Origin of the sequence: Kosakonia sp. S57, from assembly GCF_016516575.1 — a bacterium.
GTDB classification, from domain to species: domain Bacteria; phylum Pseudomonadota; class Gammaproteobacteria; order Enterobacterales; family Enterobacteriaceae; genus Kosakonia; species Kosakonia cowanii.
In genome coordinates, this window is record NZ_JACVUL010000003.1 from 121,369 (window position 1) to 147,600 (window position 26,232).

Sequence of the window (26,232 nt, forward strand, 5' to 3'; positions counted from 1 at the left end):
AACGGGCGGTGAAATGCACACCTGCGGTGCAGCTACTCCTTTGGGGTTAGAGGGGCTTTTTGCCCATGACGGCGGCGACGGAGAGCATCGCATCGGCGATCTCCGCCAGCTTCTTGTTCTGCTGCATCGCCATCTCGCGCAGGGTTTTGTGCGCCTGCGGCTCGCTCATCGCGTGGTGCTGCATCAGAAGGCTTTTCGCCCGCTCCACCAGCTTGCGCTCGGCAAGGGTGGCGCGCAGCCCGGCGAGTTCAGCATCCAGCGCCTGCAACTGGCGGGACTGCTGCTCAACCAGCTCCAGCACCGCGCGGCTCAGTTGTGGCGGGATCAGCGCCGTAAAGTGATCCTCAGCCTGCGGCAACTGGGCGATCTCCTGGCGCTGCTGCTCGGCGTCGCGCTGCGCCGCCGCAATACGCTGGCGGCAGCACTGCATAACCCCTTTTTCCAACGCATCTTCAATACGTTTCATGGCATCGATACGCATTGTGGTGACCTCAAACCAGCGCAGTGCGGCCTCCGTTGGCTCGCCCGGCGGCAGCGTGCGGCTACAGGCGAGACGGCGAAAGCGCTCCAGCTCGCGGCTCTCCTCCTGCTGCTGTTGCTGCCACAGCCCGAGGCTTGCGGCATCGGCGAACTCGCTGAAGGTGTGAAAACAGCGCTCCTGGGCATCAATCAGCTCCACCAGTTGCTGACTCGCTGACTCATCAACCGAACCAATGGTAAAGCCTGCCGCCACCAGCGCCCGCTCCTGCCCGGCCAGCTCTTTGCCCTGCATAAAGCTGAACAGCGCCAGCAGCGCGCGCGAGACGCTGGGATCGCCGGAGGTGTCGGCGGTTTCCACAATCAGCGCCAGATGGCAGCGGATCACCTCGTTGTAGCGCTGCATCGCTTCCGGCTGGGCAATGCCGAGCTGCTGCACCTGCTCGCGCAGCGGCGGCAGCGTGCTCAGGCTGTGCAGCACGCTGGCGATGCGGCTAAAAAGCCGCGCGGCGTTGCCCCGCGCCAGCCCCTCCTGATCGAGCGTTGCCAGCTGCTGATGCACCGCCTGCGCGGCGCGCTCCACCTGCTCTGCCCGTTCGCGCAGCCGCCCGCCCCAGGTTTTCCCCTGCGAGCAGAGAAAAATATTGGCCGTGCCGCGCTCGCGTTGCAGCAGATGAATAAGCTGGCTCACCGCGCCGACCAGCTTGCCCATCTGCAATAGCTGTTGCAGGCCGGTGATTTCGCTGCGCCGCGAGGCGAGCACAAAATCGAGAGCTGAAAGCGTCATCGCACACCCTTCTCCAGAAAACCGTAGGCTCACTAAAGCAAGAAGTGTGCCGCCGCGATTGACATCAGGCGCGGGCGGGTGAGAATGCCACTTCACATCACAGGGAGAGGGTCAGGATATGGTGAAGAAAACGTCCGCACTGCTGTTACTTATCGGCGTGGTCTGGCTGGCGTGGCTCTTTCTGCGTACGCCGCAGGCGATCAGAGCTGATGACAGCGCGCTCTACGTGAAAAACCTGCCGTTAAGCGAGAAAGGCAAAGTGAACTGGTGGCGCGAGAACCGCGCGGCGCTGCAAAAGCAGTTTCCCCTGCTGGTGCGCCCCGGTAACGCCGTAGTGATGATCATGAACTTTGACCGCTACGATCGCCTGCCGACAAGCACCCGCGACGGCAGTATTGATGACTACAACTGCTTTACCGATATCAGCGCGCCGGAAAACTGCATCTATAAAGAGATGGTGATGCTGATTTTCATCCATCCCGGCAAGAAAACCGTTTATAGCTTTGGTGAAACCAGTTACGAGGAGAGGCCGGACGGCACCCTGAAATATGTTCACGAGAACTTTACCGTTAGGTAGATATATTCACTCATCGAATTGTTTGACTTAGCCGGTAATCCGACCAGAATGTATTTGCCCCGTATCTCGCTGAAAAACAGAAACCTATGACCACACACCCGCGTTGTGTTACCCGGACAGGCCGCCTGAAAAAGCTGGCCGTGCTGATGGCTGCTTTGCTGCTGGCCAGCTGCGCGTCGAAAGCGCCGAAATCCCTTGTGACGCCGAACCCGCCGGTGAGCAAACAGCCGCTGCCCGATGGCGGGCTGAGCCAGCCGCAAACCATGCGCGGTATCTGGCTGGCGACGGTTTCCCGTCTCGACTGGCCGCCGATCAACTCGGTAACCCTCAGCCCGGCGCTGCGCGCAGAGCAGCAGAAGGCGGCGCTGATCGCAAAGCTCGATAAGCTGCAACGCCTCGGCATTAACACCGTCTTCTTCCAGGTGAAACCGGACGCTACCGCGCTGTGGCCGTCAAAAATTTTGCCGTGGTCGGATACGCTTACCGGGGTGATTGGTCAGGATCCGGGTTACGATCCGCTGCAATTTATTCTGGATGAGGCGCACCAGCGCGGCATGAAGGTGCATGCCTGGTTTAACCCTTATCGCGTCTCGACCAATACCAAACCCTCCACGGTCGCGGAGCTTAACCGCACCCTCTCCCTGCGCCCGGCGTCGATTTTTGTTCTGCACCGGGAGTGGATCCGCACGGCGGGCGACCGTTATGTGCTCGACCCCGGTATTCCGGAGGTGCGCGACTGGATCACCAGTATTGTCGCGGAAGTGGTGGCGCGCTACCCGGTGGATGGCGTGCAGTTTGATGACTACTTCTACAGCGAAACGGCGAGTTCAGCGCTGAACGACAGCCAGACGTTCCGCCAGTATGGGCAAGGTTTTGCCGCCAAAGCTGACTGGCGTCGGCACAACACGCAATTGCTGATTGAGCAGGTGTCGCGCACCATTAAGCAACTGAACCCTAACGTGCAGTTTGGCGTCAGCCCGGCGGGCGTCTGGCGTAACCGCTCGTTCGATCCGGCAGGTTCAGAGACGCGCGGCGCGGCAGCCTATGATGAATCCTTTGCCGATACCCGCCGCTGGGTGCAACAGGGGTTGCTCGACTATATTGCGCCGCAGATCTACTGGCCCTTTACCCGCGATGCCGCGCGCTACGATGTGCTGGCGAAGTGGTGGGCGCAGGTGGTGAAACCGACAAATACTAAGCTCTATATTGGCGTGGCGCTCTATAAAGTGGGTGAGCCATCCAGAATGGAGCCGGAGTGGACGCGCGACGGTGGGGTGCCGGAGCTAAGAAAGCAGATTGAGATGAATGAGACCCTGCCGGGTATTGCGGGGACGATCCTGTTCCGCGAAGGTTACCTGACGCAGCCGCAGACCCGCCAGGCGGTGGACTATTTACAGGGGCGCTGGGGGCGGTAATTACGGGATCCATTTCCAGTAAAAATCGCCAAGAAATCGTATTACGCGCGCGGTTCCGTCCATAGCCCTCTCCAGCCAGTCCGCAAAGCGCGAGCGTAGCCGTGGCTCTTTCAGGGCCACGCCACGCTCCCTTAACGCCTCCCATGCCGCGTGGCGCACGGCGAAGACAAAATCCTCATTCGCCAGCGTGACCAGCGCTTGTGTGCTGCGCGCACTCTGCTCCTGTTGCAGGCGGGCAATCAGATCCAGCCGCTTGCGGTAGTCGCTCTTGTCATGCACGAGGCGAGTTAGCTCCTCATCCGTCACGCCCTTCTCCTTCCTGGTGGCTGTTAGTTACTCCCCGGTCAGCGCGTCATAGAGCGTTTGCATGCGCGCGCGCAGATAGAGCACCGCTTTATGCTTGCGCGACAGCAGGGTCTGCACGCTGACGCCCAGCTCCTGCGCCAGGGCTTTGCAAGTGTAACCCTGTAACTCGGTTTTTTCGAACACCTCACGCTGGGCTTCGGGCAGCTCTGCCAGCGCCTGACCCAGCTCCTCCCATAAAAGCCCCTTCAGATACTCCTCTTCCGGCGTCTGGGCGATGCCAAACAGCGTTTCGGCTACCTCATCTTCAACGAAGTCTGACTCCTCATCACCGTCAGCAAACAGGCCCGATAATGGCACTTCGCGCTTTTTACGCGCCCGGTCGGTCATCTCGTTGCGGGCGGCGCGAAACAGCCAGGCGGCGACATTCTCCACCGGCTGTTCGACCTTCATTAACTGCCAGCTGATCTCCTGGAGGATATCTTCGCTCTCCTCTTTCACCGGCGAGCGGCTGCGGATAAAGCCTTTCAGCTTTGAGCGGCAGGCGTTCAGCGCCGTGACAAGTGCGGACTCAGTCGTCATGACGCGGGTCATCGCGCTCACCCGCGTTCGGACGCTGCTGCTCCGGCTCACCGCGACGTTCGTGCCAGCCGCAGTGGCCGTGGCGGCGAAAACCTTCGCGGCGTTTTTCGACAAACTCTTCACGCTGCTCCGGCGTCATCGCCATCCAGCGCTCATGCATGCGCCGGTGGGCGCGGCCCATGCCGAACATGCCGGGGCGAAAACCGAGGCCGCCAAAGAGAATGCGCGACAACACCAGGATCCCGAGCGCCTGCCAGAAGCCGATGCTTTTCACGCCGAGAATCGCTGGCAGCAGTGCGTTCCACAGCGACATCACCACCAGGCCGAGCACCACAAACAGCGCGGCGCCAATGATCAGCGGCTTCGCGCCGCGATGGCGACCAAAACCGTGCTGGGGTTCATTCATATGAAAATCTCTCATTGTTTTTCTTCCTCATCAGATTAGCGAATAAATGCCTGTGATGAAGTAGACGAATGAGCGCGGGAAATATTGCTAAAAAAGTGAAATAAAAAAACAGGCGCAACGAGTGCGCCTGAAAAAGTGCGGAGTAACAGGAAAGTATTACGGGCGGCGGAACAGCGCGATGCTGCGGCCTTCCAGCTCGAAATCCTTCTCTTTGGTGATAACGATCCCGCGTTTCACCGTATCGGAGGTGGTCAGCTCCAGTACCCAGCCGCCTTCACCAAACTGCGGAATGCGGAACGGTACGTTGCCTTCAAACGGGTTGAACAGCATCAGCACGTCGTGCCAGATGCCCTCTTCCTCTTGCAGATCGGCGCGGCCAATATAGACACCCAGCGTGGTTCCCTCTTCCCACTGCTCCGGCAACTGCTCGCCGCCGCCGGCGTTGTACCACTTGATCTCCATCCCGTCGCGCCAGTTTTCGCGGCGCAGCAGCGGCTGCGCGGCGCGCAGTTCAATCACCTGGCGGGTAAACTCGCGTAGCGCTTCGTTCGCGCCGTTTAAGGTGTCCCAGTGAATCCAGGAGATCTCGCTATCCTGGCAGTAACCGTTGTTATTTCCGGACTGGCTGCGGCCAAACTCGTCGCCCGCCAGCAGCATCGGCGTGCCGTGGGAGAAGAGCAGCGTGGCGAGGAAGTTGCGTTTCTGGCGCTCGCGCACGGCGTTGATGCCTTCATCGTCGGTCGGGCCTTCCGCGCCGTAGTTATAGGAGCGGTTGTCATTGTGACCGTCGTTGTTATCTTCGCCGTTCGCCTCGTTATGTTTTTCGTTATACGACACCAGGTCGTTAAGCGTAAAACCGTCGTGGGCGGTGATGAAGTTGACGCTCGCCCACGGACGACGCCCGCGCAGATCGTAGAGATCGCCGGAGCCGAGCAGACGGGCCGCGAAATCGGTCGAGACGTTATCGCCCTTCCAGTATTCGCGCAGCGTATCGCGGTATTTGTCGTTCCACTCCGCCCAGCCCGGCGGGAAGCCGCCAACCTGATAGCCGCCAGGGCCGATATCCCACGGCTCACCAATCAGTTTCAGCTTCGACAGCACTGGATCCTGGGTGATGGCGTCGAAGAAGCCGCCGCGCTGGTCAAACCCTTCCGGCTCGCGGCCGAGAATGGTGCCGAGGTCGAAGCGGAAACCGTCGATATGCATCGATTCCGACCAGTAGCGCAGGGAGTCCGTCACCATTTGCAGCACGCGCGGATGGGAGGTGTTCACCGTGTTGCCGGTACCGGTATCGTTGATGTAGTAACGATGCTGATCCGGCAGCGTGCGGTAGTAAGAGAAGTTATCGATGCCCTTAAAGGAGAGCGTCGGGCCGAGTTCATTACCTTCGGCGGTGTGGTTATAAACCACGTCGAGGATCACCTCGATACCCGCATCGTGGAAGGCGCGCACCATGTCGCGGAACCCCTGGATGCCGCGCGGGCCGTAGTAACGCGAGGCAGGCGCAAAGAAACCGAGGGTGTTGTAGCCCCAGAAGTTGTGCAGCCCTTTATCGAGCAGGTGCTGATCGTCCGGGAACCAGTGCACCGGCAGCAGCTCTACCGAGGTGATGCCGAGGCTCTTGATATAGTCGACCGTCGCCTTGTGCCCCATCCCTTCAAAGGTGCCGCGCAGATCCTGCGGGATGCCCTGATTAAGCTGGGTGAAACCCTTAACGTGGGTTTCGTAAATGATGGCGCTCGGCCAGGCGATATTCGGCCGGTTTTGATCCTGCCACTCAAACTCGTTGGGATCGATAACCCGGCACTTCGGCGTAAACGGCGCGCTGTCGCGCTCGTCAAAGGTTAAATCTTTATCTTCGTGCAGCAGATCGTAGGCGAAGTGCGCTTCGTTCCACTCAATATCGCCAACCAGCTCCCGCGCATAGGGGTCAACCAGCAGTTTGTTGGGGTTGAAGCGATGACCGTTTTCCGGGTCGTACGGGCCATGCACACGGTAGCCGTAAAGGGCACCGGGTTTCAGGCCGGGCACGTAGCCGTGCCAGATTTCATGGGTATATTCCGGCAGTTCCAGGCGGGCAATCTCCTGTTTGCCGCTCGGATCGTATAAGCAGAGTTCCACGCGATGAGCGTGAGCTGAAAAGAGCGCAAAGTTCACGCCCTCACCGTCGTAATTCGCACCGAGTTGCTGGCCGTGCCCCGCCGTGATGTGATATGGCTTACCGTTAGACATGATCCCTCTTTCTCTTATTTAGAGCGTCACCTGACTTAACCCAACCAGTCGCATAAAGTCGTTTTATGCGCTGACCAGTACTGCAAACGTAAAACCGCCAATCGACCGCAAATTGACGCGATCGTTGAGCAACACATCCTCTCCGCTAAGCATATCCCGGTAATGGCGATGCGCCAGCCGCTCCGGTAACGGGATCACCGCGCCGTTCAGGCTGCCATCCAGCGCGCCAAACAGCAGGCGCGGTGCCAGCACAATCAGCGCGTCGTCCTCATCAACACGCGCGAAAGCGATGACATTATCTGCCTGCTCGCCGTCAGCGTTCAGCGGCAGATACTCACCGTGGCGGAACAGCGCAGGTTTCTCCTGACGCAGGTGCAGCAGGCGCGCGATAAAGGATTGCTTCAGCTGACCGCTCGACCACCCCTCCTGCAAACGCGGGTCGGCGTGCTCCTGGGCATCGAGCAGGCGCTCCAGTTCCGGGTAGTCCGGCTCCAGGCGGTTGTCCGGGTCAACGAGGCTGAAATTGAGCGCTTCGCTGCCCTGGTAGATATCCGGTACACCCGGCGCGGCCAGTTTGATCAGCGTCTGGGTCAGGCTATTCACCAGCCCGGCGCGGATAAATGGCAGTAAAGATGTGGTGAAATCCTGTAAAAATGGCTGATTATCCGGCGAAAGCAGGTGGCGAACGTAGTCCAGCACCGCGCTTTCATAGGCATCGTTGCTGTCGACCCAGTCGGTACGCTGCTTCGCTTCGCGCAGCGCCTTCTCGACAAACTCAACAAAACGCCCCTCCAGCGCTTTCAGCCCTTCGGCATCGTCAGGCTGCAACGTTACCGGCCAGACACCGGCCAGCGCCTGGTAGATCATCCACGCCACCGCCGGACGCGGCGCGGGGCCATCCTCCAGCATGCTCACTTTATCTTTATTCATTTCCCGCCAGCGGGTCACGCACTCGGCCCAGCGCGCGGGCGCTTCCGTCAGGGTGTAGAGCCTGGCGCGGGCATCTTCGCCGCGCTTGGTGTCATGAGTTGAGGTGCCAGAGAGCGCATCGGGCTGTTTCTCAAGCCGTGTCTGCATCTCCTGATGGAAACGGGCAAGGGAAAAGTTACGGCGTAACGGCTCGGCACCCACTTCGTTGAGGGCGAGATCCATGTTCTGACGGAAGAAGAGCGTATCTTCCACCGATTTGGCCATCAGCGGCCCGGTCAGTTGCTGGAAGCGGGTGCGGAAACGGGCAGCCTCTTCACGCGCGCTGTCAGGCAGATCGCCGGTCAGAATACGGGTAATAAAGTCGAGCGCGGTTGGCTCCGGGGCAAAGCTGCTGGCCTTCACTTTCGAAACTACTTTTTGCAGCAGTGCCAGGTCGGCGGGCGGCAGACCCTGCGCTGTGCCGTAGGTGCGATAGACCGGGAAGGCGATCAGCAGCTCGCGCAATGCCTGGCGCAACGCCTCTTCAGCGGGTGCAGAGGCTTCATGCCCGGCGATCTCACCGGCAAGTCGCAGCAGCACGCTGAACTCACCGGCAAAGTTACGATCGACCATCAGCAGCTTCGCCGAGCGCAGCTCCGCTTTCATGTCGACTGGTTTGCCGACCACCTGATCGTAAGCCTCGCGCAGGCCGTCGAGATTCTCATCATCAACCAGCACATCGGAGAGCGCAGCGATAAACTCATACCCGGTGGTGCCGGAAACCGGCCAGTCGTCGGGCAGATGCTCACCCTTACCGAGGATCTTCTCAACGGTGATATGGCACTCATCGCCCGCTTTCTGCCGCAGGCGCATCAGGTAACCGCGCGGGTCGGCAAGGCCGTCGACGTGATCGACGCGCAGGCCATCGACTGCGCCGCTGTGCACCAGTTCGAGGATCAGTTTGTGGGTGTCGTCAAACACCTGATCATCTTCCACGCGCATGCCGACCAGCCCGGTGATTTCAAAAAAGCGGCGATAGGAGAGATCGCTTGCCGCATCGCGCCAGCTCATCAGCCGCCAGGGCTGCTGCGCGTGCAGTTCAGCGATTTTCGCCGCATCGGTCAGGCCAAGAACTTCCTGCTCGCGCCCCTGCCAGCTCGCTTCCACCAGCGGGTAGACGCTCTCGTAATAGACAAATGCCGGTTTACCGGTTTGCGGGTCGGCTTCCACTTTCAGCTCGCCCTTCTCCACCACGGCGTCAAAATCCTCGCCGAGGAACGGCAGCGTCAGGCGGCGCGACCAGTCGATATCAAAATGGCGCGCCCATGGGCTCTTTTCGCCTTTAGCGATCACATCGCGCCACCAGGCGTTCTCCAGCGAGGCGGCCATATGGTTTGGCACGATATCAATGATTAGCCCCAGCCCGGCGGCTTTCAGCGCCTGCGCCAGCTTGTCGAACCCTTCCCGACCGCCAAGGGTCGGGTCGATCTCGTTAGCGTCGGTGACGTCATAGCCGTGCGTGGAGCCGGAAGTGGCGGTAAAAATCGGTGAAGCGTAAAGGTGGCTGATGCCCAGCTTTTTGATATAGGGCACCAGCGCCACGGCGCGCTCAAAGGTCATGCCGTTACGAAACTGCAGGCGGTAGGTTGCGGTTGGCGTGCTCACTCGGCTTCTCCCTGCGATAAACGAACAATAATGGCATTCTGCGCCAGTTCGGCACCCGCCTCAGGCCAGGCAAAAAGCGTTTCGCCTGGCAGTTCCGGTAGCGGCTGGCTGGCCGTACCGATATTCAGCGCCATCGAGAGCGTGCCCTGCGGCAGCGCCCAGCGCACGGCGATAAAACCGGGCGCGGTGGCAATAATCTCCCCCTTCTGGCGGGTTGCGCCGCGTAATAGCGGCACAATGTGCTGCTGGCGCAGGGCGAGCAGTTCACGGCTGAACGCCAGCCAGCGCTGCCCTTCCACGCTGTGCGGACGCGTCCAGTCGAGCTGGGAGCGGGTAAAGGTTTCCGGATCGTTCGGATCGGGCACATCTTCCCCTTCATGCCCGGCGTGGCCTTCAAATTCGCGTGTGCGCCCTTCGCGCACCGCTTTTGCCAGATCGCCGTGGAAATCGGTAAAGAAGAGGAACGGGTTGGTTTCGCCATACTCTTCGCCCATAAACAGCAGCGGAATATGCGGCGACAGCAGCAGCGTTGCGAGCATCACGCGGGTGCGATCGGCTCCGGCTAATGAGATCAGGCGATCGCCCTGCGCGCGGTTGCCCACCTGGTCATGGTTCTGGATAAAGTCGACAAACGCCACCGGCGGCTGCTGGGTGCTGTCAACGCCGCGCGGTTCGCCCGCGTGCTGCGACACTTCGCCCTGGTAGGCAAAGCCTTCTGCCAGCACACGCGCCACCCATTTTTCCGGGCTGTCGGCAAAATCTTCGTAATAAGCATGGGTCTCGCCGGTGGCGAAGACGTGTGCCGCGTTGTGGAAATCGTCGTTCCACTCGCCGGTAAAGAGCGTGGCGGTACCGGATTCATCGCGCGGATGCAGCGAGACGATATTGCGGCTGTCTTCGGTGGTGAGATGGATGGGGCGGTCGGTGATCTCCTGGCGAATGCGTTTGGCGATCTCGACCAGGATATGCGGCTCGTTGGTGTCCTCAATCTGGTCGATGGCGTCGAAACGCAGGCCATCGAGGTTGTACTCATGCAGCCAGTAGAGCGGCGCTTCGCTAATATAGGCGCGCGCGGCGTCAACGTCATACGCGATGCCCGCGCCCCACGGCGTCTGGCGCTCTTTGTGGAAGAAATCGGGCGACAGCAGCGGCAGGTAGTTGCCCTCCGGCCCAAAGTGGTTAAGCACGATATCGAGCACCACCGACAGGCCGTAGCCGTGGGCAGCGTCAACAAAAGCTTTGAAATCGTCCGGCGTGCCGTAGGCGGAGTGCGGCGCATAGAGCAGCACGCCGTCATAGCCCCAGCCGCGGGTGCCGCCAAATTGCGAGACCGGCATCACCTCAACCATGGTGACGCCAAGCTCGGCGAGATAGGGTAATTTTTCGATCGCCGCCTGAAAAGTGCCCTGCGGCGTAAAGGTGCCAATGTGTAATTCGTAAACCACCGCCTCTTCCCACGGGCGGCCCTGCCAGTCAGCGTGTTGCCACTGATAGCTTTCCGGATCGACAACCAGCGACGGGCCGTTAACCTCTGCCAGCTGGCCGCGCGAGGCGGGATCGGGGATCGCCATACCGTCGGCGAGGACAAATTGATACTGCGCGCCTGCATTCACGCGGGAGACGGTGGTTTCAAACCACCCCTCTTCGCTGCGCGTCATCGGCTTCTCTTGCCCGTCAAGACGTAGCGTTACGCTCTGCTGACCGGTGGCCCATAAACGGAAGCGAACCGCGCCGTCGGCCAGTCGCTCTGCACCCCATGTTTTTGAAAACGTTTTGGTCGCCATGCAATTACCTCTCCACGATGCCACGATGAACAATCATAGACGATAATTGGCAACCCGATGGGCGCAGGTCGGAGGTGTACGTCGCCCGGTACAGCGCTGTATACCAGGCGATGGCGGTTATTGTCTCTGCTTGTCCTCCTGCGCTTCGACCTCACGATACCAGCGCGGATGGTGCTTTTTAGCCCAGCGGCGGCTCACTCTCCCCTCAATCATCCCGGTGATCGAGCCTTTCACCCAGAAGGCCATGTAGATATGCATGAGGAAAAAGGCGAGCATCATCGTCCAGTGGCGGAACAGCTTGGTTATCGACTAGGTGGTGGCGACATAGGGCAATGTTTCCGCGTTGCCCATGTTGTTTCGGTCACTGGCAAAGATCCTTGCCGCCGGGCAGGAAGCAACTTGCGGGTGCAGCGGGTTGGTGCCAATCGGCAATTTGATGGGGTCGTCATGTTCCGGGAACGGGCCGTCGTTCATCTTGTCGAGGCAGAGATAAAATTCAACTTAAGCCGGTTTTATCCCTGCCCGTTTATTTAGCGCGTTGCCTCAAATATGCTTTTGCCAATGCGTGCAATGGCATCGTTACTTTGCGCCAGCGTCGCTTCTGTTTGCGTGATATAGACAGACACGATTATTGGCTGCCCTTTTTTCGGCCACACCACGCTGATAATTGAGCGCGAACCGTAGGCGCCTGCGCCGGTCTTATCACCGATTTTCCAGCCGGACGGCAGCGACGCGCGCAGCAGCGCATCGGCAACTTTGTCATCCTTCATCCAATGCACCAGCTGCGCACGGCTTTCGGGTTTGAGCGCGTCGCCGAGCGTCAGTTTCTCCAGCGTGTGGCTAACGGCGAGCGGCGTGGTGGTGTCCTGCAGATCGCCGGGCACGGCGCTGTTAAGCTCCGGCTCTTTACGATCCATTCGCGTGACGTTGTCACCTAAACCGGCAAGCAAGGCGGTGACCTTCTGCGGGCCGCCCAGTTTCTGCGCCACCAGATTAGCGGCGGTATTATCGCTGTATTCAATCGCGGCGCTGCACACCTGCTGCCAGCTCATGCTTTTTGGCGCGACAAATTTGCTGGTTACCGGTGAATAGTCCACCAGTGTCTCTTTACTGAACTGCGTGGTGTCACTAAGGGCGAACTCGCCCCGATCCACCTTACTGAGCAGCGCGCCGCAGAGCAGCGCTTTATGGGTACTGTTGAGCGGAAAACGTTCATCTCCGCGGTAGCTGACGCTCTTACCCGAGGCGGTGTCGATCACCGCGATACCGATGCGCGCGTGCAGCTTCTCCTCCTGCAAACGGGCAATGGCGGTGAGGGTTGCCGCATCGATGGTGGCGGCATTGGCGGCTGACGCGCCGAGCAGGAGCAGCGCGAGAAATGATTTAGCAGGCAGATGCATAGCGATAATCCTTGTTAAGCGGTGAATATTATATCTGCCGGATTATGCCTGATGGCGCAGCGCTGCCATACTGCTGAGTGAAAACTCATTTCATCCGGGGACACGATGCGCATTGCTCAACTTAGCGATATTCACGCCGCAGCGGATAATGACAACCTCGCCCGCCTACGTGCCGCCATTGCGTGGCTTCTCGCCTTCCCGCCCGATATCGTGGTGGTAAGCGGCGATCTGGCAGATGATGGCTGGGCTGAGGGGTATCGCGATATCGCCGCACAGCTTAGCCGTTTGCCCTGCCGCACCCTGCTGCTGGCGGGTAACGCCGATGATAAAACGGTGATGTGCGCGATGATGCCGCAGCTGGCGGCATACTCCGCTGAAGAACCGCTGCATTTCAATGAAACGGTTGAAGGGATTTCGCTGATTGGCGTCGATGTGACGGTTGCCGGGAAGAGCGGCGGCGATATTACCCCCCATCTGCCGTGGCTGGAGCAGGCTTTGCGCGAGGTGGCGCACCCGGCAATGCTCTTTTTGCATCAGCACCTCTTCCCGAGCGGTATTGCGCCGCTGGATACGGCAATGTGCGAAGGTGGTGAGGCGCTGACGGCGCTGATTAACCGCCTGCCGCACCCGCCGCTGGCGATCTGCTGCGGGCATGTGCACCGCGCGATGGCATCGACCTTCGCCGGTGTGGCCGCCTACTGTTGCGGCTCAATCTGCCCGGCAAATCCGCTGCTGCTGGATGAGAAAAACGTGCCGCCGATTACCGATCCCGTCTCCCTGATGCTTCACGACATCGGCCCGCAGGGTCGGGTCAGCAATTTTATCGGCGTAGAAACGGTTGAGGATCGGTGAAAAAAAAGCTCCCCGCAGGGAGCTTGTTGCCTGTGGTTGTTACAGCGCAATACGGATGATATCGTCCGGCTGGGTGGCCTCTTTTTCGCGGCTCGACGCCTGTTTTACGCTGACGTAGAGCGTTTTGCCATCCGGCGACAGCGCGAGGCTGTTCGGGTGCGTCGGCGTGTCGAAACTCTTCACGACCTTGTAGCTCTTCGCGTCGATAACGCTCACTTTGCCCGCCTCGCGGTGCGTGACATAGACTTCGTTGCGCGCCGGGTTAAACAGCACCGCCAGCGATTCCGGGGCGGCGACGCGTTGCATCACCTTGCCGGAGCGGGTATCAACAACCAGCACTTCCGCCGCTTTCGAGTCGGTGATAAAGGCGCGGTGACCGGCGGTATCAAGGCTCAGGTTAAGGTAGAAGTGCTCTTTCCCGTCATCCTGCAACTTCTTGCGGTCAATAATCTTGTTAGTGGCGGTATCAATGGTCAGCAGTTCGCCATCACCGTTGGTGCTGTAAAGACGTTTCGCGGCGGCATCAAGCGCGAGCCCGGTGCTGTATGTGCCGGTGTTCGCAATTGTGCTTTTCAGCGTCATCGCTGCGCCGTCGACCACCCAGATGGCGCTCTCTTTACCCACGCCGGTCACGTAAAGCGTATTGGTGGTGTCATCTACCACCAGTTCTCGTGGGCTAAGCGGACGCACGGTGTCGGAACGTTTACGCCCATCAAGCACTACGCGGCCTTTGATATCACCGGTTTTTGCATCGACGGCAGTGACAGAGCCATTCACGGTATTGCCGAACCAGAGCGTCTGCGTCTGCTGGTTGATCGCCGCGCCAAAGGGTTTCACATCGCTGTGAATGGCCTGGGTGATATCCAGATTGGCGGGATCGAGGCGGTAGATCACACCGCCTTTATCGGTTTTGCGGCTCTGCGAGGTGGCAACCCATAAGGCGTTCTCCTGCTGGCTGACGGCCATCTCATACGCGCCCTTACCGACCGCTTTGCGCAGCATCTCTTCGGCTGCGTGGGCGCTGAATGAGCCTGCCAGCAGCAACGAACCGAGGAACAGCGCGCGGTGCAGGCGCGACGGAGAAAAATGAGCTAAAGACATAACGACTCCCTTTGTTGAAATTATGATTACCTATTCACAAGCATCCAGTGCACGAAACTGCGGTTTCGCTTATTGTTGTAGGTGAGAATAGTAATCATTTATGTTCGTAAAGTGGAGTCTTAATCGTTGATCACGGCAAATTTCCTGCCGCCATATAGACTCATTCTTAACCTAACGTGCGTTCAACATTTTCAAATAATTTACATATCCATTAACATGTTGCCGCATTTTTCTTTTTTTGCTCCTCTTTCAACTCGGTTCCGTCATGAAAATCATTTCAGTTACAAAGGTCACGCTGCCCGTTTTGCTGCTGCCTGTTGCACTCTCTACCTCCGCCTGGGCGGCCTCTGGTGAACAAACCATTATCGTCAGCGCTGCGCCGCAGGCGGTCTCGGAGCTTGATAGCCCCGCTGCGGTCAGCGTGGTTCAGGGCGATGATATTCGCCAGGCCGCGCCGCGCGTGAACCTCTCTGAATCAATGGGCAGCGTGCCGGGGTTGCAGGTGCAGAACCGACAGAACTACGCCCAGGATCTGCAACTCTCCATTCGCGGGTTTGGCTCGCGTTCCACCTATGGCGTGCGCGGCATTCGCCTCTATGTCGATGGTATTCCTGCCACCATGCCGGATGGCCAGGGGCAGACCTCGAATATCGATCTCAATAGCGTCGAGCATATTGATGTGCTGCGCGGCCCCTTCTCTGCCCTCTACGGTAATGCCTCCGGCGGCGTGATGAACGTGACGACGCAGACCGGGCGCGAACCCGCCACCGTGGAAGCGAGCAGCTATTACGGCAGCTTTGGCAGCTGGCGCTATGGTATGAAAGCCACCGGCGCCATGGGCGACGGCACCCACGCGGGCGATGTGGATTACACCGCCTCGACCACCCGTTTTGTTACCCACGGCTATCGCGACCGCAGCGGTGCGCGCAAAAATCTGGCTAACGCCAAGCTGGGCGTGCGCATCGATGACGCCAGCAAGCTGAACCTCATCTTTAACAGCGTTGATATTAAAGCGGACGATGCGGGCGGGCTGAGCCGCGAAGAGTGGCGGGCCAATCCGCGCCAGTCGCCGCGCGCTGATGCGTTTCACACGCGCAAAACCATCAAGCAGACCCAGGCGGGCCTGCGTTATGAGCGTCAACTGAGCGAGCGCGACGACCTGAGCGTGATGATGTATGCCGGTGAGCGTGAAACCACACAGTATCAGTCGATTCCCCGCGCGCCGCAGCTCAAACCGACCCACGCTGGCGGGGTGATCAATCTGAGCCGCCACTATCAGGGCATCGATACGCGCTGGACGCACAAAGGCGAACTGGGCGTGCCGATGACCTTCACCGCCGGTCTGAACTACGAAAACATGAGTGAAGAGCGTAAAGGCTATGAAAACTTCATCATGAATGGCACCACACCGGAGTATGGGCAGAAAGGCAACCTGCGCCGTAACGAGCGCAACCTGATGTGGAACGTCGACCCCTATCTGCAAACCGCCTGGCAGCTTACTGAAAAACTGTCGCTGGATGCGGGCGTGCGCTACAGCTCGGTCTGGTTTGACTCCAACGATCACTATGTGACCGCGCAGAATGGCGATGACAGCGGTGATGCGAGCTACCACAAGTGGCTCCCGGCCGCCTCGCTGAAATACGCTGTCACCCCGGCGTGGAATATCTACACCGCTGCCGGACGCGGTTTCGAAACGCCGACCATCAACGAACTCTCCTACCGCTCCGGCGATCAGAGCGGGCTGAACTTCGCGCTGAAACCAGCCACCAACGACACGCTGGAGATCGGCAGCAAAACCCGCATCGGTAACGGTCTGCTGACCGCGGCGCTGTTCCGCACCGATACTGATAATGAAATTGTTGCCGACAGCAGCAGCGGCGGACGCACCAGCTATAAAAACGCCGGGAAAACGCGGCGCCAGGGTGTCGAACTCTCTGTCGATCAGCAGTTCGCCGGGAACTGGCGCGCGAAAGCGGCCTGGACCTGGCTGGACGCAACCTACCGCAGCGAAGTGTGTGGTGACGCGTCCTGCGAAGGCAACCGCATTCCGGGCATCGCGCGCAATATGGGCTTTGCTTCACTGGGCTGGATGCCGGAGGAAGGCTGGTATGCTGGCGCGGACGTGCGTTATATGAGCAACATCATGGCTAATGATGAGAACAGCGCCAAAGCCCCCTCCTACACCGTCGCCGGGCTGAATACCGGGTATAAGTTCAACTACGGCAACTGGATGATGGATCTCTTTGGCCGCGTCGATAACCTCTTCGACCGTAACTATGTCGGGTCGGTGATCGTCAACGAATCCAATAACCGTTACTACGAACCGGCTCCGGGGCGTAACTACGGCGTTGGCTTATCGGTGGCCTACCAGTTTAACTAAGCCACACCGCAGGCAATAAAAAGCCCGGCCATCATGCGCCGGGCTTTTTTATCGCTTCAGGCCATTAAAATGTGGTCCAGCCCTCTTCAGCGAGCGCCGCTGTACGCGGTTTCGGCGGCACAAGCGTGCTTTTACCGCCCTTAATCTTCGCCGGTTTTGCCTCATCGCTGGCGAGGCGGAAGGCGGCAACCAGCTCTTCCAGCAGGCGCGCCTGCTCCTCCAGCGAACCCGCGGCGGAAGAGGACTCGCTCACCAGTGAGGCGTTCTGCTGGGTGGTGCTGTCAAGTTCGCCAACCGCGCGGGCAATCTGCTCAATGCCGCGGCTCTGCTCTTCGGAAGCGGAGGAGATCTCGCCCATAATATTGTTGACGCGCGTGACGGACTGCACCACCTGATCCATCGTCTCGCCCGCTTTGACCACCAGTTTGCTGCCAATATTAATGCGCGAAACCGATTCGTTGATCAGCTGTTCAATATCTTTCGCCGCCTGCGAACTGCGCTGGGACAAGCTGCGGACTTCACCGGCAACCACCGCAAAACCGCGCCCCTGCTCGCCCGCCCTTGCCGCTTCCACCGCCGCGTTCAGCGCCAGAATATTGGTCTGAAAGGCAATGCTGTTAATCACCGCGGTAATGTCGGCAATTTTGTTAGAACTGGTGTTGATATCGCCCATGGTATCCACCACCTGGCGCATTACCGTGCCGCCTTCGCTGGCCGTTTTCGACGCCTGCGCGGCCAGGCTGCTGGCGTTGCGCGCATTATCGGCGTTGTTTTTCACCGTGGCCGTTAACTGCTCCATGCTGGCGGCGGTTTGCACTACGGCGGCGGCCTGCTGTTCAGTGCGGGAGGAGAGATCGGTGTTGCCATCGGCAATCTCGGTTGCCGCGCGGGAGAGCTGCGTAACGCTGTTGCGTACTTCATGGATCATATCGCGCAGCCGGTCATTCATCCGCCCCATCGCGCCGGTTAACTGCCCCAGCTCGTCGCGGCTTTGCGCGCGGATTTGTGAGCTCAGATCGCCGCTGGCAATGCGTTCCGCCAGCGCCAGGTTGCGGTGCACTGGCCGGGTGATCTGACGAATCACCCACCAGGAGACCAGCATGCCGAGCAGAATGGCAATCGCGCCGGTAATGGCGGCAATTGAACTGGAGGTGTAGGCCAGCTCTTCGTTATGCGCTTTCACCAGCGCGATAATGTCGCGCAGTGAGGCGCTGCTGGCGTCGCCGCCCACTTTGACTTTATCTTCCGCCGCTTTCAGCGCCTGCCAGGCGGTAAAGTAATTCAGCGCCTGGGTGCGATAGCTGACGGTGTTGTCCCAGATGGCCTGTAACGGGGCTTGCAGTTCGCCCGTCAACTGGCTGTTCAGCGCCTGCACGCTACTTGCTGTGGCGGCGAACTGCTGCTCAAGGCGATCGCGCGTGGCTGCATCCGGGCTGTAGCGCACAACCAGCGCCGCATCGCGCACGCCGCTGATGGCAAAGAGCTGCTCATAGATTTGTGCCATCACCGCCGGGTCGGCCACCGGGGTACGTACCAGCGTGGTATAGCGAGCGGAGAGATCTTCCGTGCTCAGTTTATCGAGGCTTTCACGCAGCGCGCGCAGATCGCCGGTCGCTTTTTGCATCTCGCCAATGCTGGCCTGAAAAATTGCTAAATTGCGGGCGACATCATCAATGATTTTACGTTCGTTGCTTGACCAGCTGAGCGCGTCGGCGCTGGCGGTCAGTTCGGAGGCGTGACGGACATAGTTCGCCATCACCTGGCCTGATTTATCATCGCCATAAAAGTATTTAAGGCGGTTAATTTTTGCCTGGAATACTTCAATATTGATGTTGTACATCAAATTTGTTTTTACATAGACGTCGCGAATTTCTTTAAAACGCAGCACGCTGAGAATGGTGGCAAACGCGACCAGAAAAAGAACCACACCGAATCCGACCGACAGCTTTCGACTAATTTTTATATTGCTTACCCGTTGGCTAATTGACATTTTTTCCCCTTGTCTAACGTCCATAGTGAGTGCCCGACTGCGCACGCGACAAGTTATCGGCAGGAAAATAAGCAGATTCAGGTTGCGGGGAGGTTATAGATTAAAAGTGTGATATTGATGCGCCCCATTCGCAAATTATTACCGGGGTGCATCAATATTTTTCATGAATTATCGAGTCAGTGAATTATCACTTAGCGTTCAAACTGTCTGTGCACGATAGTTGAGCCTTCGTCAATTGCTCGCCAGACGGCGCGCTCACTGGCAAAAGCATCACCCTCTTCTAATGCACAGAGCAGGTCGTGATAATGCTGTACGCGCATCAGGTGTTCAGATGATGGATATAAGTAGTTATAGCAAGGGCCAATACGCACCCATAGCTGCTCAATTAAAGCGCTGAGCGTCGGCATGCCAGCGTGGGCATAAACGCTAAAACGAAACACGCGGTTGGCCTGTAACGCCTGCTCGGTGTTGCCGCTTTTCATCGCTTCATCAACATTAATTGCCAGCGTGCGCAGCTCACGCAGCTTATCGCTGGTCATGTTCTGGCTGGCGGCTCGCGCGGCCATGCCTTCGAGGTTTTTACGAATCTGATTTATTTCGTTATAGCGTTCCGCACTGACCTCCGGCACGAGAAAAGCCTGCGCCGGTGTGGCGTGCAGCGCGCCTGCGGAAACCAATCGCAGTAACGCTTCACGAACCGGTGTAATGCTCGTACCCAGCTGATCGGCGATTTCCTTCGTGATAAGCCGGGCGCCGGGTCTCAGGGCTCCGACAATAAGCGCACTCTTTAAACTTGCCTCGACCTGCATGGTGAGACTCGTTCGCTGCGCTTTCTCCAAATCAAGCATGTTTGCATCCTGTATAAATTCTTTATTTTCTCAGCCTGGTAGCGTGTCCATATGGTTATGCCTAAAGATATATTTTATAAGTGCATGCCTGGTATTGGATGATTGCGTAAAGTTAGAACAAAAAGTTATTTATTATGCACGACCACCAGGAACTGCCTCCACAAGGTCAACAATTCCTTATGCATGTATAATTAAAGCTGTTTTTCACAGAAATGCCCAATTTAAAATGGCGGTTTTTACCGCCATTTTTTTATTTAGTTTTCTGAGGCTATTTTTACCACAACTTTACCGAAGTTTTTCCCTTCCAGTAAGCCGATAAACGCCTCTGGCGCCTGCTCAAGACCCTCCGTTACCTGCTCGCGGTAATGAATGCGATCCTGTTTCAGCCAGCTTGCCATCTCCTGCTGGAATTCATGCAGCCGGTGACCATAATCCTGCATGATAATAAACCCCTGCAACCGAATACGCTTCTTCAGAATCGTCGCCATTAATAATGGAACGCGATCCGGGCCTTCCGGAAGGTCGGTGGCGTTATAACCACTCACCAGACCACAGAGCGGAATGCGCGCCGAGGTATTTAATAACGGCAGCACGGCATCGAATACTTTGCCGCCGACGTTCTCATAGTAAATATCGATGCCCTGCGGGCAGGCCTTCGCCAGACGGTCGCTAAAATCGTCGGCATGGTGATCGATACACTCATCAAAACCGAGCACCTCCACGGCATGGCGACACTTCTCGCTGCCGCCCGCAACACCTACCACGCGACAGCCTTTAATTTTGCCAATCTGACCAACCGTTGCGCCAACCGGCCCGGTTGCTGCGGCGACGACCAGCGTTTCGCCCTCTTTCGGTTGGCCGATATCCAGCAAGCCCATATAGGCGGTAAAGCCCGGCATGCCAAGAATACCCAGCGCCCAGGAGGGGTGCGGAATGTTGCTATCGAGTTTCACCAGATCATCGCCGCTGGCGATGTCGTAATCCTGCCAGCCGCTGCCGGCGAGAACCCAGTCGCCCTCGGCGAAGTCCGGGTGTTGCGATTTGACGACGCGGCTGACGGTACCGCCGCACATCACTTCACCGATTTTTACCGGCGGCGAGTAGGATGGCGCGTCGCTCATGCGTCCGCGCATATAGGGATCGAGAGAGAGATAGACCGTGCGCAGCAGCACCTGGCCTTCGCCCGGTGAGGCGACCTCATCCTCCTCCAGCCGGAAATTCTCTGTGGTTGGCGCGCCATGCGGACGCGAAGCCAGTACCCAGCGGCGGTTGCGGTGTGAATGTTGGTTCATTTTGCTCTCCTGTGCAGTATGGACTGACTAATGATAGTAGACGGTTAACGCCGCCCGCGCGTTGGCATTACGTGGCGGCATGATTGAGGCGCACCACCAGATAGCGGCACGGCGCAAGGGTTTCGTTGATAAATCGGCAGTCGTTCGGCGGGCCCAATTCCAGACAATCCCCAGGCTGCATCTCATGGCGCGTTTCGCCTTCGAGAAACACCAGGCTGCCTTCCTGTAACCAGATAAGCTGGCGTGCCAGCGCATAAGAGGAGGCAGGCATCGGGATATCGCTGCCGGGCGGCAGCTCAATCTGCACCAGATCGATCGGCAGGTCGCTGCGCGGCGAGACATGGCGGCGCAGATAGTGGGTTTGCGGATCGCGCCACACCGGCTGGCTGGCGAAGCGCAGCAGTTTGCCCTCCTGCATCTCGGCGCGGGCAATCAACGTCGACATACTGATGGCAAACGCGCCGCAGATGCGCGCCAGCAGCGTTGCCGTTGGGCTGCTCTCTGCCCGCTCGATTTTGTGGATCATCGCCCGCGACACGCCCGCGCGTTCCGCGAGCTCCGTCAGCGACCAGCCGCGCGACTCGCGCTCGAGGCGAATTCGTGCACTGATCCGTTGATTTATATTGTCTGAGATAGTATTCATAACGTCATACTATAGTGTACAGATCAGGGGTTCAACCATGTCGATTCGTTATGCCGTGAAAGAGGATTGCGCGGCGATTGCCGCTATTTATAACCACGCCGTGATCAATACGGCGGCGATCTGGAATGATCAAACGGTAGATGCCGATAACCGCATTGCGTGGTTTGAGGCGCGCGCCCTGCTCGGCTATCCGGTGATTGTGAGCGAAGAAAATGGCGTTGTCACGGGCTACGCCTCCTTCGGCGACTGGCGCGCGTTCGACGGCTTTCGCCACACGGTTGAACACTCGGTCTATGTCCATCCGGAACACCAGGGCAAAGGCCTTGGCCTGGCGCTGATGGCGCGGCTGATTGAGGAAGCGAAGCGCATCGGTAAACATGTGATGGTTGCCGGCATCGAAGCGCAAAATCAGGGGTCGATTCATCTGCACCAGAAGCTCGGCTTTACCATTACCGGGCAGATGCCGCAGGTCGGCACCAAGTTTGGCCGCTGGCTGGATCTCACCTTTATGCAGCTTCAGCTCGATAACCGCAGCGATCCGGACGCGGCGGTATGAACCAGTCGCTGACCCTCGCTTTTCTGGTTGCCGCCGGTATTGGGCTGGTTATCCAGAACACGCTGATGGTGCGCATTACCCAGTCCTCCTCCACCATTCTGATCGCCATGCTGCTCAACTCGCTGGTCGGCATTGTGCTGTTTGTCTCTATTCTTTTGATCAAACAGGGCGTCGGCGGTTTTCAGGAGCTGGTTGGCAGCGTCAAATGGTGGACGCTGATCCCCGGCCTGCTCGGCTCCTTTTTTGTTTTCGCCAGCATCAGCGGCTATCAAAACGTCGGCGCGGCGACCACTATCGCCGTGCTGATCGCCAGCCAGCTTATTGGCGGACTGGTGATGGATGTGGTGAAGAGCGAAGGCGTGGCGCTGCGGGCATTGATTGGCCCGGTGTGCGGCGCGGTGTTACTGGTGATCGGCGCCTGGCTGGTCGCCCGGCGGCAGTTTTGAAGAATAAAAAAAACGGGCCATTTGGCCCGTTTTGTCAGTGCACTGTCAGAGAATCTCGCCACCTTTGGTGAGCTGCTCGCGCCGCGCTTCCGCATCCTCTTTATGCTGGCGTCCATGATGGGCGATGGCGTTACGCAGGCGCTGCTGCTGCTCGTAACGCGCTTCGCGGCTCAGTTCGCCATCATCGCTCAGGATAACCAGCAGCTCGTTCATGCCGATAATTGCCCCGTCAGCAATGGCGGCGTCGACGCGGGCGGTAACCTCATCAAGATGTGACATACGCTCTCCTTAATTGAGCTTCGCTTTGGAAAAATCACTGCCCATCAGGCTGACGCTGTAGCCGGTGACGTTGCTGCGCGTCGCGTAGAAGGTTTTGCCGTTTGCCAGCGGGATCCACGGTGCCTGCTTATAGAAAATCTCCTGCGCCTGGCCGTAAAGTTTCGCACGCTCGGCCGGATCGCTCACCAGCTTCGCTTTTTTCACCAGATCGTCATAAGGCTTGTCACACCAGCGCGCGGCGTTGGAGCCGGTCTTCACGCTGTCGCAGCCGAGCAGCGTATCGGCGAAGTTGTCCGGATCGCCATTATCGGACATCCAGCCAAACAGCGCGGTGTCGTGCTCGCCTTTACGCATGCCGGAAAGATACTCACCCCACTCGTAGGAGACAATCTTCGCTTTCACGCCCACTTTTGCCCAGTCGCTCTGGATCATCTCGGCGATACGGCGCGAGTTCGGGTTGTAGGGGCGCTGCACCGGCATTGACCAGAGCGTCGCTTCAAAGCCCTTCTCCAGCCCCGCCTGTTTCAGCAGCGCTTTCGCTTTCTCCGGATCGTAGCTGTACTCCGGCAGGTCTTTGTTGTAGCCGAGCATATTTGGCGGCAGCGGCGATTTCGCCACGCTGGCAGAGCCCAGGAACACCGCATTCACAATCGCTTTTTTATCGGTGGCGTAGTTCAGGGCCTGGCGCACCAGCACGTTATCAAACGGTTTTTTCTCGGTATTAAACGCCAGATAGCCGACGTTCAGCGCTTCAACAGTATGCAGAGTTAAATCTTTATTCTTTTTGATCTGCTCAAACTGCACCGGTGCCGGGGCGGGAATAATCTGGCACTCATTGGTTTGCAGTTTTGCCAGACGCGTCTGCACATCCGGAGTGATGGAGAAGATCAGGTGCTTAGTCGGCACCGGGCCATCCCAGTAGTTCGGGTTAGCGATATAGCGAATCAGCGCATCGGTTTTGTACTGCTGCAACGCGTAGGGGCCGGTTCCGATTGGCCAGTTATCAACATTTTCCGGCGTGCCTTTTTTCAGCATCGCGTCGGCATACTCGGCCGAAAGAATCGAGGCAAAATCCATGCCCCAGTCGGCAAGGAAGGCGGCGTTCGGTTCATTGAGCACGAACTGAACGTGGTAATCATCGACCTTCTTCACCTCTTTAATCAGCTTATCCAGCCCGACATCGGTGAAGTATTCGTAGTTGCCTTTTGAGACGTTGTGGTACGGATGTTTAGCATCCATCTGGCGCATGACGGAGAAGATCACGTCATCGGCGTTAAAGTCGCGCGTCGGTTTGAAATATTTGTTGCTGTTGAATTTAACGCCCTGGCGCAGCGTAAAGGTCCAGGTTTTGCCATCGTCGGAGACTTTCCACTCTGTCGCCAGCGACGGCACCGGAATATTTTTCACCGGATCGAAGGTGACAAGGCGGTTATAGAGCACCTGCGAGCTGGCGACAAACGACGGGCCGGAGCTGGCAATCTGCGGGTTGAAAGACTCCGGGGAGGCTTCGGAGCAGTAGATCAGTGTGTCGTTGGAAGCCGCAAACGCGGCGCTTGCCGGTAAGAGTGTGCTCAACGCCAGCGCGAGCAGTGTTTTCCCTGTGGTCATGTGCAGGAGCCTTCTTTTTTTATATGGAGTGGTAATCTCAGCACAGGCCGGGCGAACTGGCAAATAACCAATCTCTATCAAGTTATGCTAAAGCGGTTGTTTTTGCTGAAATATCCACCATGCTTAATAAGAAAATTTACTGTAGGGCGTATTTTGACCGTCATAAGGTCTCGATGCGCTCAATGCGTCGAGAATTCAATGGTTTTGCGCTTTCCTCTGCCTTTTACTGGCGACGGGAACGCGTATAGTAGACGCGTGAAGAAGTCTATGGGATGAAAACGTGGCAAAAACACTCTTGCGCAGCGGCGATCTGGATGATTTCCAGGCCGTTGGCGGCGGCGGTCAGGCCGTATTCGATTCGGCACTACAAATTCGGGAAGCGCTGCGTCTGCGTAAACAGCAGGCGTTAGTGGATTGCCTGGCAATACCGCAGGTTAATGATGAAGGCGATCGTGTCGACTGGTACTCGCCCATCGACGGTCAATCCCGCTCGTGGAAAGCGGCTGAGCCGGAGGCGCGCGCCCGCGCCCTGCGTTTCCTCGAAAGCACGCTTGATAGCGCGGCCGCCCTGAGCCGTAAATGTATGCAGTCGCCCAAAACCGCCCAGCAACTCTTCGGTTCGCTGCTGGAAAAAGCGCTGCAATTCCCCGGCGAAAACCATGTTTTCCTCGTTGATGGCAAACCGGTCATCACCTTCTGGGGCTTCGTCAATCTTAATGAAAGCGCGCGCGAAAACGTGCTTGAGTGCCTCTACGAGCCTGAGCCGGAAGTGCCGGAGATTGTGATCGAACCGGAACCGGAGCCCGAGCCGCAACCTGAGCCAGAGCCGGAAAAAGAAGCGCAGAGTGAACCTGCAGCGGAAGCGAGCTTCAGCCAGGCCGATGCTCCGCTCTTAACTACCCCGCCGCCGCCGGTTAAACCGCAGCCAGTGAATGTCGCGCCGATCTATCAGGCGGTGCAGGATGCCGATCAGGAGCCTGCTCCGGCAAAAGAACCTGCTGCCGCGCCCGCACCGAAAACGAAAAAACGTCGCCGCACCGCGCTGTGGCTGCTGCCGATAGCGGCCGCTGTCGCCGCCGCCGTTGCCGTGCCGGTTGTGCTCAAACAACAGCAGCAGAAGGCAGAAACCGCTTCCGCGCCGGTTGCCGAGCAGGCAAAACCGGTCGCCATTGCACCGAAGCCGATTGAGGCAGAACCGATCCCGGCGCTTTCCGCCAACCTGCCGCTGCACCAGGCCGCGGTATTACCGGCTGAAGAGAAAGCCCCGGCAGAGAAACCGGCGGAAAACGAGCCGGTGGTGATTATGCCAATCCCGAAAGGGGCAATGGTGATGGATGCCCAGCAGGTCAAAATGGGCTCGACCAAATTCCTCAACGGCAGCTGGCGACTGGCGATGGATATTAAAGATCCGGTCACCGGCAAAGCGCCGAACGTGCGTTATCAGATTCAGAATAATAAAGGCAGCGCCCGCATTGTGATGGGCAAGAACGTCACCTGTCGCGCCGATCTCTTCTCCGGCCTGCATCAGACGGGCGAGTTGCTGATCAAGAGCCGCGGTAATGCGCGTTGCAGCGACGGGACGCGCTACCCGATGCCGGATATTTCCTGTAAAGCAGGCACCAACGACGTGGCGGAGTGCAGCGCGCGTTTTGACGCAAAAACCACCGTTCCGGTGACGTTCAGAAACACAGGTGATTGAT

General features: G+C 58.4%; 23 protein-coding genes and 1 pseudogene. 7 read left to right on the forward strand and 17 right to left on the reverse strand.

The features are described from left to right. Positions 1-46 precede the first annotated feature (46 nt). On the reverse strand, positions 47-1,264 hold the full coding sequence (locus IAE48_RS03820; protein ID WP_200133535.1) for a nitrate regulatory protein: 1,218 nt from the start codon (positions 1,262-1,264) through the stop codon (positions 47-49). A gap of 118 nt (positions 1,265-1,382) precedes the next feature. On the opposite strand from IAE48_RS03820, the gene IAE48_RS03825 reads away from it, so the two are divergent. Both IAE48_RS03825 and IAE48_RS03830 read left to right on the forward strand, forming a co-directional pair. Then, positions 1,383-1,841: a DUF943 family protein gene (locus tag IAE48_RS03825; protein WP_200133536.1), complete on the forward strand. Its 459-nt coding sequence runs from the start codon at positions 1,383-1,385 to the stop codon at positions 1,839-1,841. An 86-nt stretch (positions 1,842-1,927) separates the two neighbouring features. Next, positions 1,928-3,256: a glycoside hydrolase family 10 protein gene (locus tag IAE48_RS03830; RefSeq protein WP_200133537.1), complete on the forward strand. Its 1,329-nt coding sequence runs from the start codon at positions 1,928-1,930 to the stop codon at positions 3,254-3,256. On the opposite strand, the gene IAE48_RS03835 is transcribed toward IAE48_RS03830, so the two are convergent. From IAE48_RS03835 to bla, 9 genes and pseudogenes are all read right to left on the reverse strand, one after another. Beyond that, positions 3,257-3,562 carry a hypothetical protein gene (locus tag IAE48_RS03835; protein WP_200133538.1) on the reverse strand — a complete coding sequence of 102 codons (306 nt, stop codon included), beginning with the start codon at positions 3,560-3,562 and terminating at the stop codon, positions 3,257-3,259. Between the two features lie 27 nt (positions 3,563-3,589). Then, positions 3,590-4,141 (reverse strand): RNA polymerase sigma factor, encoded by a 552-nt coding sequence (locus tag IAE48_RS03840; protein WP_233631409.1) that lies wholly within the window; start codon positions 4,139-4,141, stop codon positions 3,590-3,592. After that, the gene (locus IAE48_RS03845) at positions 4,131-4,562 is read right to left on the reverse strand and encodes a hypothetical protein (protein WP_054803600.1); all 432 of its coding nucleotides are present in this window, start codon (positions 4,560-4,562) and stop codon (positions 4,131-4,133) included. Before IAE48_RS03845 ends, IAE48_RS03840 begins: the two co-directional genes overlap by 11 nt. Positions 4,563-4,703: 141 nt before the next feature. Then, positions 4,704-6,779 carry a glycogen debranching protein GlgX gene (glgX, locus tag IAE48_RS03850; RefSeq protein ID WP_200133540.1) on the reverse strand — a complete coding sequence of 692 codons (2,076 nt, stop codon included), beginning with the start codon at positions 6,777-6,779 and terminating at the stop codon, positions 4,704-4,706. 63 nt (positions 6,780-6,842) lie between these two features. Continuing rightward, positions 6,843-9,308, reverse strand: a complete 2,466-nt coding sequence (gene treY / locus IAE48_RS03855; protein ID WP_233631417.1) for a malto-oligosyltrehalose synthase — start codon at positions 9,306-9,308, stop codon at positions 6,843-6,845. 41 nt (positions 9,309-9,349) lie between these two features. Next, a complete protein-coding gene (gene treZ / locus IAE48_RS03860) occupies positions 9,350-11,137 on the reverse strand; it encodes a malto-oligosyltrehalose trehalohydrolase (protein ID WP_200133542.1) in 1,788 nt (595 codons plus the stop codon). A gap of 117 nt (positions 11,138-11,254) precedes the next feature. Beyond that, positions 11,255-11,398, reverse strand: a pseudogene (locus tag IAE48_RS03865) (formate dehydrogenase cytochrome b556 subunit); the annotation flags it as partial. Between the two features lie 48 nt (positions 11,399-11,446). Further along, positions 11,447-11,611: a hypothetical protein gene (locus IAE48_RS03870; protein ID WP_200133543.1), complete on the reverse strand. Its 165-nt coding sequence runs from the start codon at positions 11,609-11,611 to the stop codon at positions 11,447-11,449. 56 nt (positions 11,612-11,667) lie between these two features. Further along, positions 11,668-12,537, reverse strand: coding sequence for a class A beta-lactamase (bla, locus tag IAE48_RS03875; protein WP_200133544.1), 870 nt, complete (start codon positions 12,535-12,537; stop codon positions 11,668-11,670). Positions 12,538-12,642: 105 nt separating this feature from the next. Between bla and IAE48_RS03880 the strand changes: the two genes are divergently transcribed. Beyond that, a complete protein-coding gene (locus tag IAE48_RS03880) occupies positions 12,643-13,389 on the forward strand; it encodes a metallophosphoesterase (RefSeq protein WP_200133545.1) in 747 nt (248 codons plus the stop codon). A gap of 39 nt (positions 13,390-13,428) precedes the next feature. On the opposite strand, the gene IAE48_RS03885 is transcribed toward IAE48_RS03880, so the two are convergent. Beyond that, a complete protein-coding gene (locus IAE48_RS03885) occupies positions 13,429-14,490 on the reverse strand; it encodes a YncE family protein (RefSeq protein ID WP_200133546.1) in 1,062 nt (353 codons plus the stop codon). 265 nt (positions 14,491-14,755) lie between these two features. Between IAE48_RS03885 and pqqU the strand changes: the two genes are divergently transcribed. Next, positions 14,756-16,870 (forward strand): TonB-dependent receptor PqqU, encoded by a 2,115-nt coding sequence (gene pqqU / locus IAE48_RS03890; protein ID WP_200133547.1) that lies wholly within the window; start codon positions 14,756-14,758, stop codon positions 16,868-16,870. Positions 16,871-16,934: 64 nt separating this feature from the next. Here the strand turns inward: pqqU and IAE48_RS03895 are convergent, their stop codons facing one another. The 4 genes from IAE48_RS03895 to IAE48_RS03910 form a co-directional block, all read right to left on the reverse strand. Continuing rightward, positions 16,935-18,860, reverse strand: a complete 1,926-nt coding sequence (locus tag IAE48_RS03895) for a methyl-accepting chemotaxis protein (RefSeq protein WP_200133548.1) — start codon at positions 18,858-18,860, stop codon at positions 16,935-16,937. A 191-nt stretch (positions 18,861-19,051) separates the two neighbouring features. Next, complete coding sequence (locus tag IAE48_RS03900) at positions 19,052-19,708, reverse strand: GntR family transcriptional regulator (RefSeq protein ID WP_042716634.1); 657 nt, start codon at positions 19,706-19,708, stop codon at positions 19,052-19,054. A gap of 254 nt (positions 19,709-19,962) precedes the next feature. Next, complete coding sequence (locus IAE48_RS03905) at positions 19,963-21,000, reverse strand: NADP-dependent oxidoreductase (RefSeq protein WP_200133549.1); 1,038 nt, start codon at positions 20,998-21,000, stop codon at positions 19,963-19,965. A gap of 67 nt (positions 21,001-21,067) precedes the next feature. Further along, positions 21,068-21,643 carry an XRE family transcriptional regulator gene (locus IAE48_RS03910; protein WP_023478637.1) on the reverse strand — a complete coding sequence of 192 codons (576 nt, stop codon included), beginning with the start codon at positions 21,641-21,643 and terminating at the stop codon, positions 21,068-21,070. Between the two features lie 37 nt (positions 21,644-21,680). Here IAE48_RS03910 and IAE48_RS03915 point away from each other — a divergent pair, with 37 nt between their 5' ends. Then, on the forward strand, positions 21,681-22,199 hold the full coding sequence (locus IAE48_RS03915; protein WP_200133550.1) for a GNAT family N-acetyltransferase: 519 nt from the start codon (positions 21,681-21,683) through the stop codon (positions 22,197-22,199). Further along, complete coding sequence (locus tag IAE48_RS03920; RefSeq protein ID WP_200133551.1) at positions 22,196-22,645, forward strand: DMT family transporter; 450 nt, start codon at positions 22,196-22,198, stop codon at positions 22,643-22,645. Before IAE48_RS03915 ends, IAE48_RS03920 begins: the two co-directional genes overlap by 4 nt. 45 nt (positions 22,646-22,690) lie before the next feature. On the opposite strand, the gene IAE48_RS03925 is transcribed toward IAE48_RS03920, so the two are convergent. Further along, positions 22,691-22,924: a YdcY family protein gene (locus tag IAE48_RS03925; RefSeq protein ID WP_023478778.1), complete on the reverse strand. Its 234-nt coding sequence runs from the start codon at positions 22,922-22,924 to the stop codon at positions 22,691-22,693. 9 nt (positions 22,925-22,933) lie between these two features. Then, positions 22,934-24,532, reverse strand: a complete 1,599-nt coding sequence (locus IAE48_RS03930; RefSeq protein WP_200133552.1) for an ABC transporter substrate-binding protein — start codon at positions 24,530-24,532, stop codon at positions 22,934-22,936. Positions 24,533-24,812: 280 nt separating this feature from the next. On the opposite strand from IAE48_RS03930, the gene IAE48_RS03935 reads away from it, so the two are divergent. Then, positions 24,813-26,231: an SrfA family protein gene (locus IAE48_RS03935; RefSeq protein WP_200133553.1), complete on the forward strand. Its 1,419-nt coding sequence runs from the start codon at positions 24,813-24,815 to the stop codon at positions 26,229-26,231. The last annotated feature ends 1 nt before the right edge of the window (position 26,232 follow it).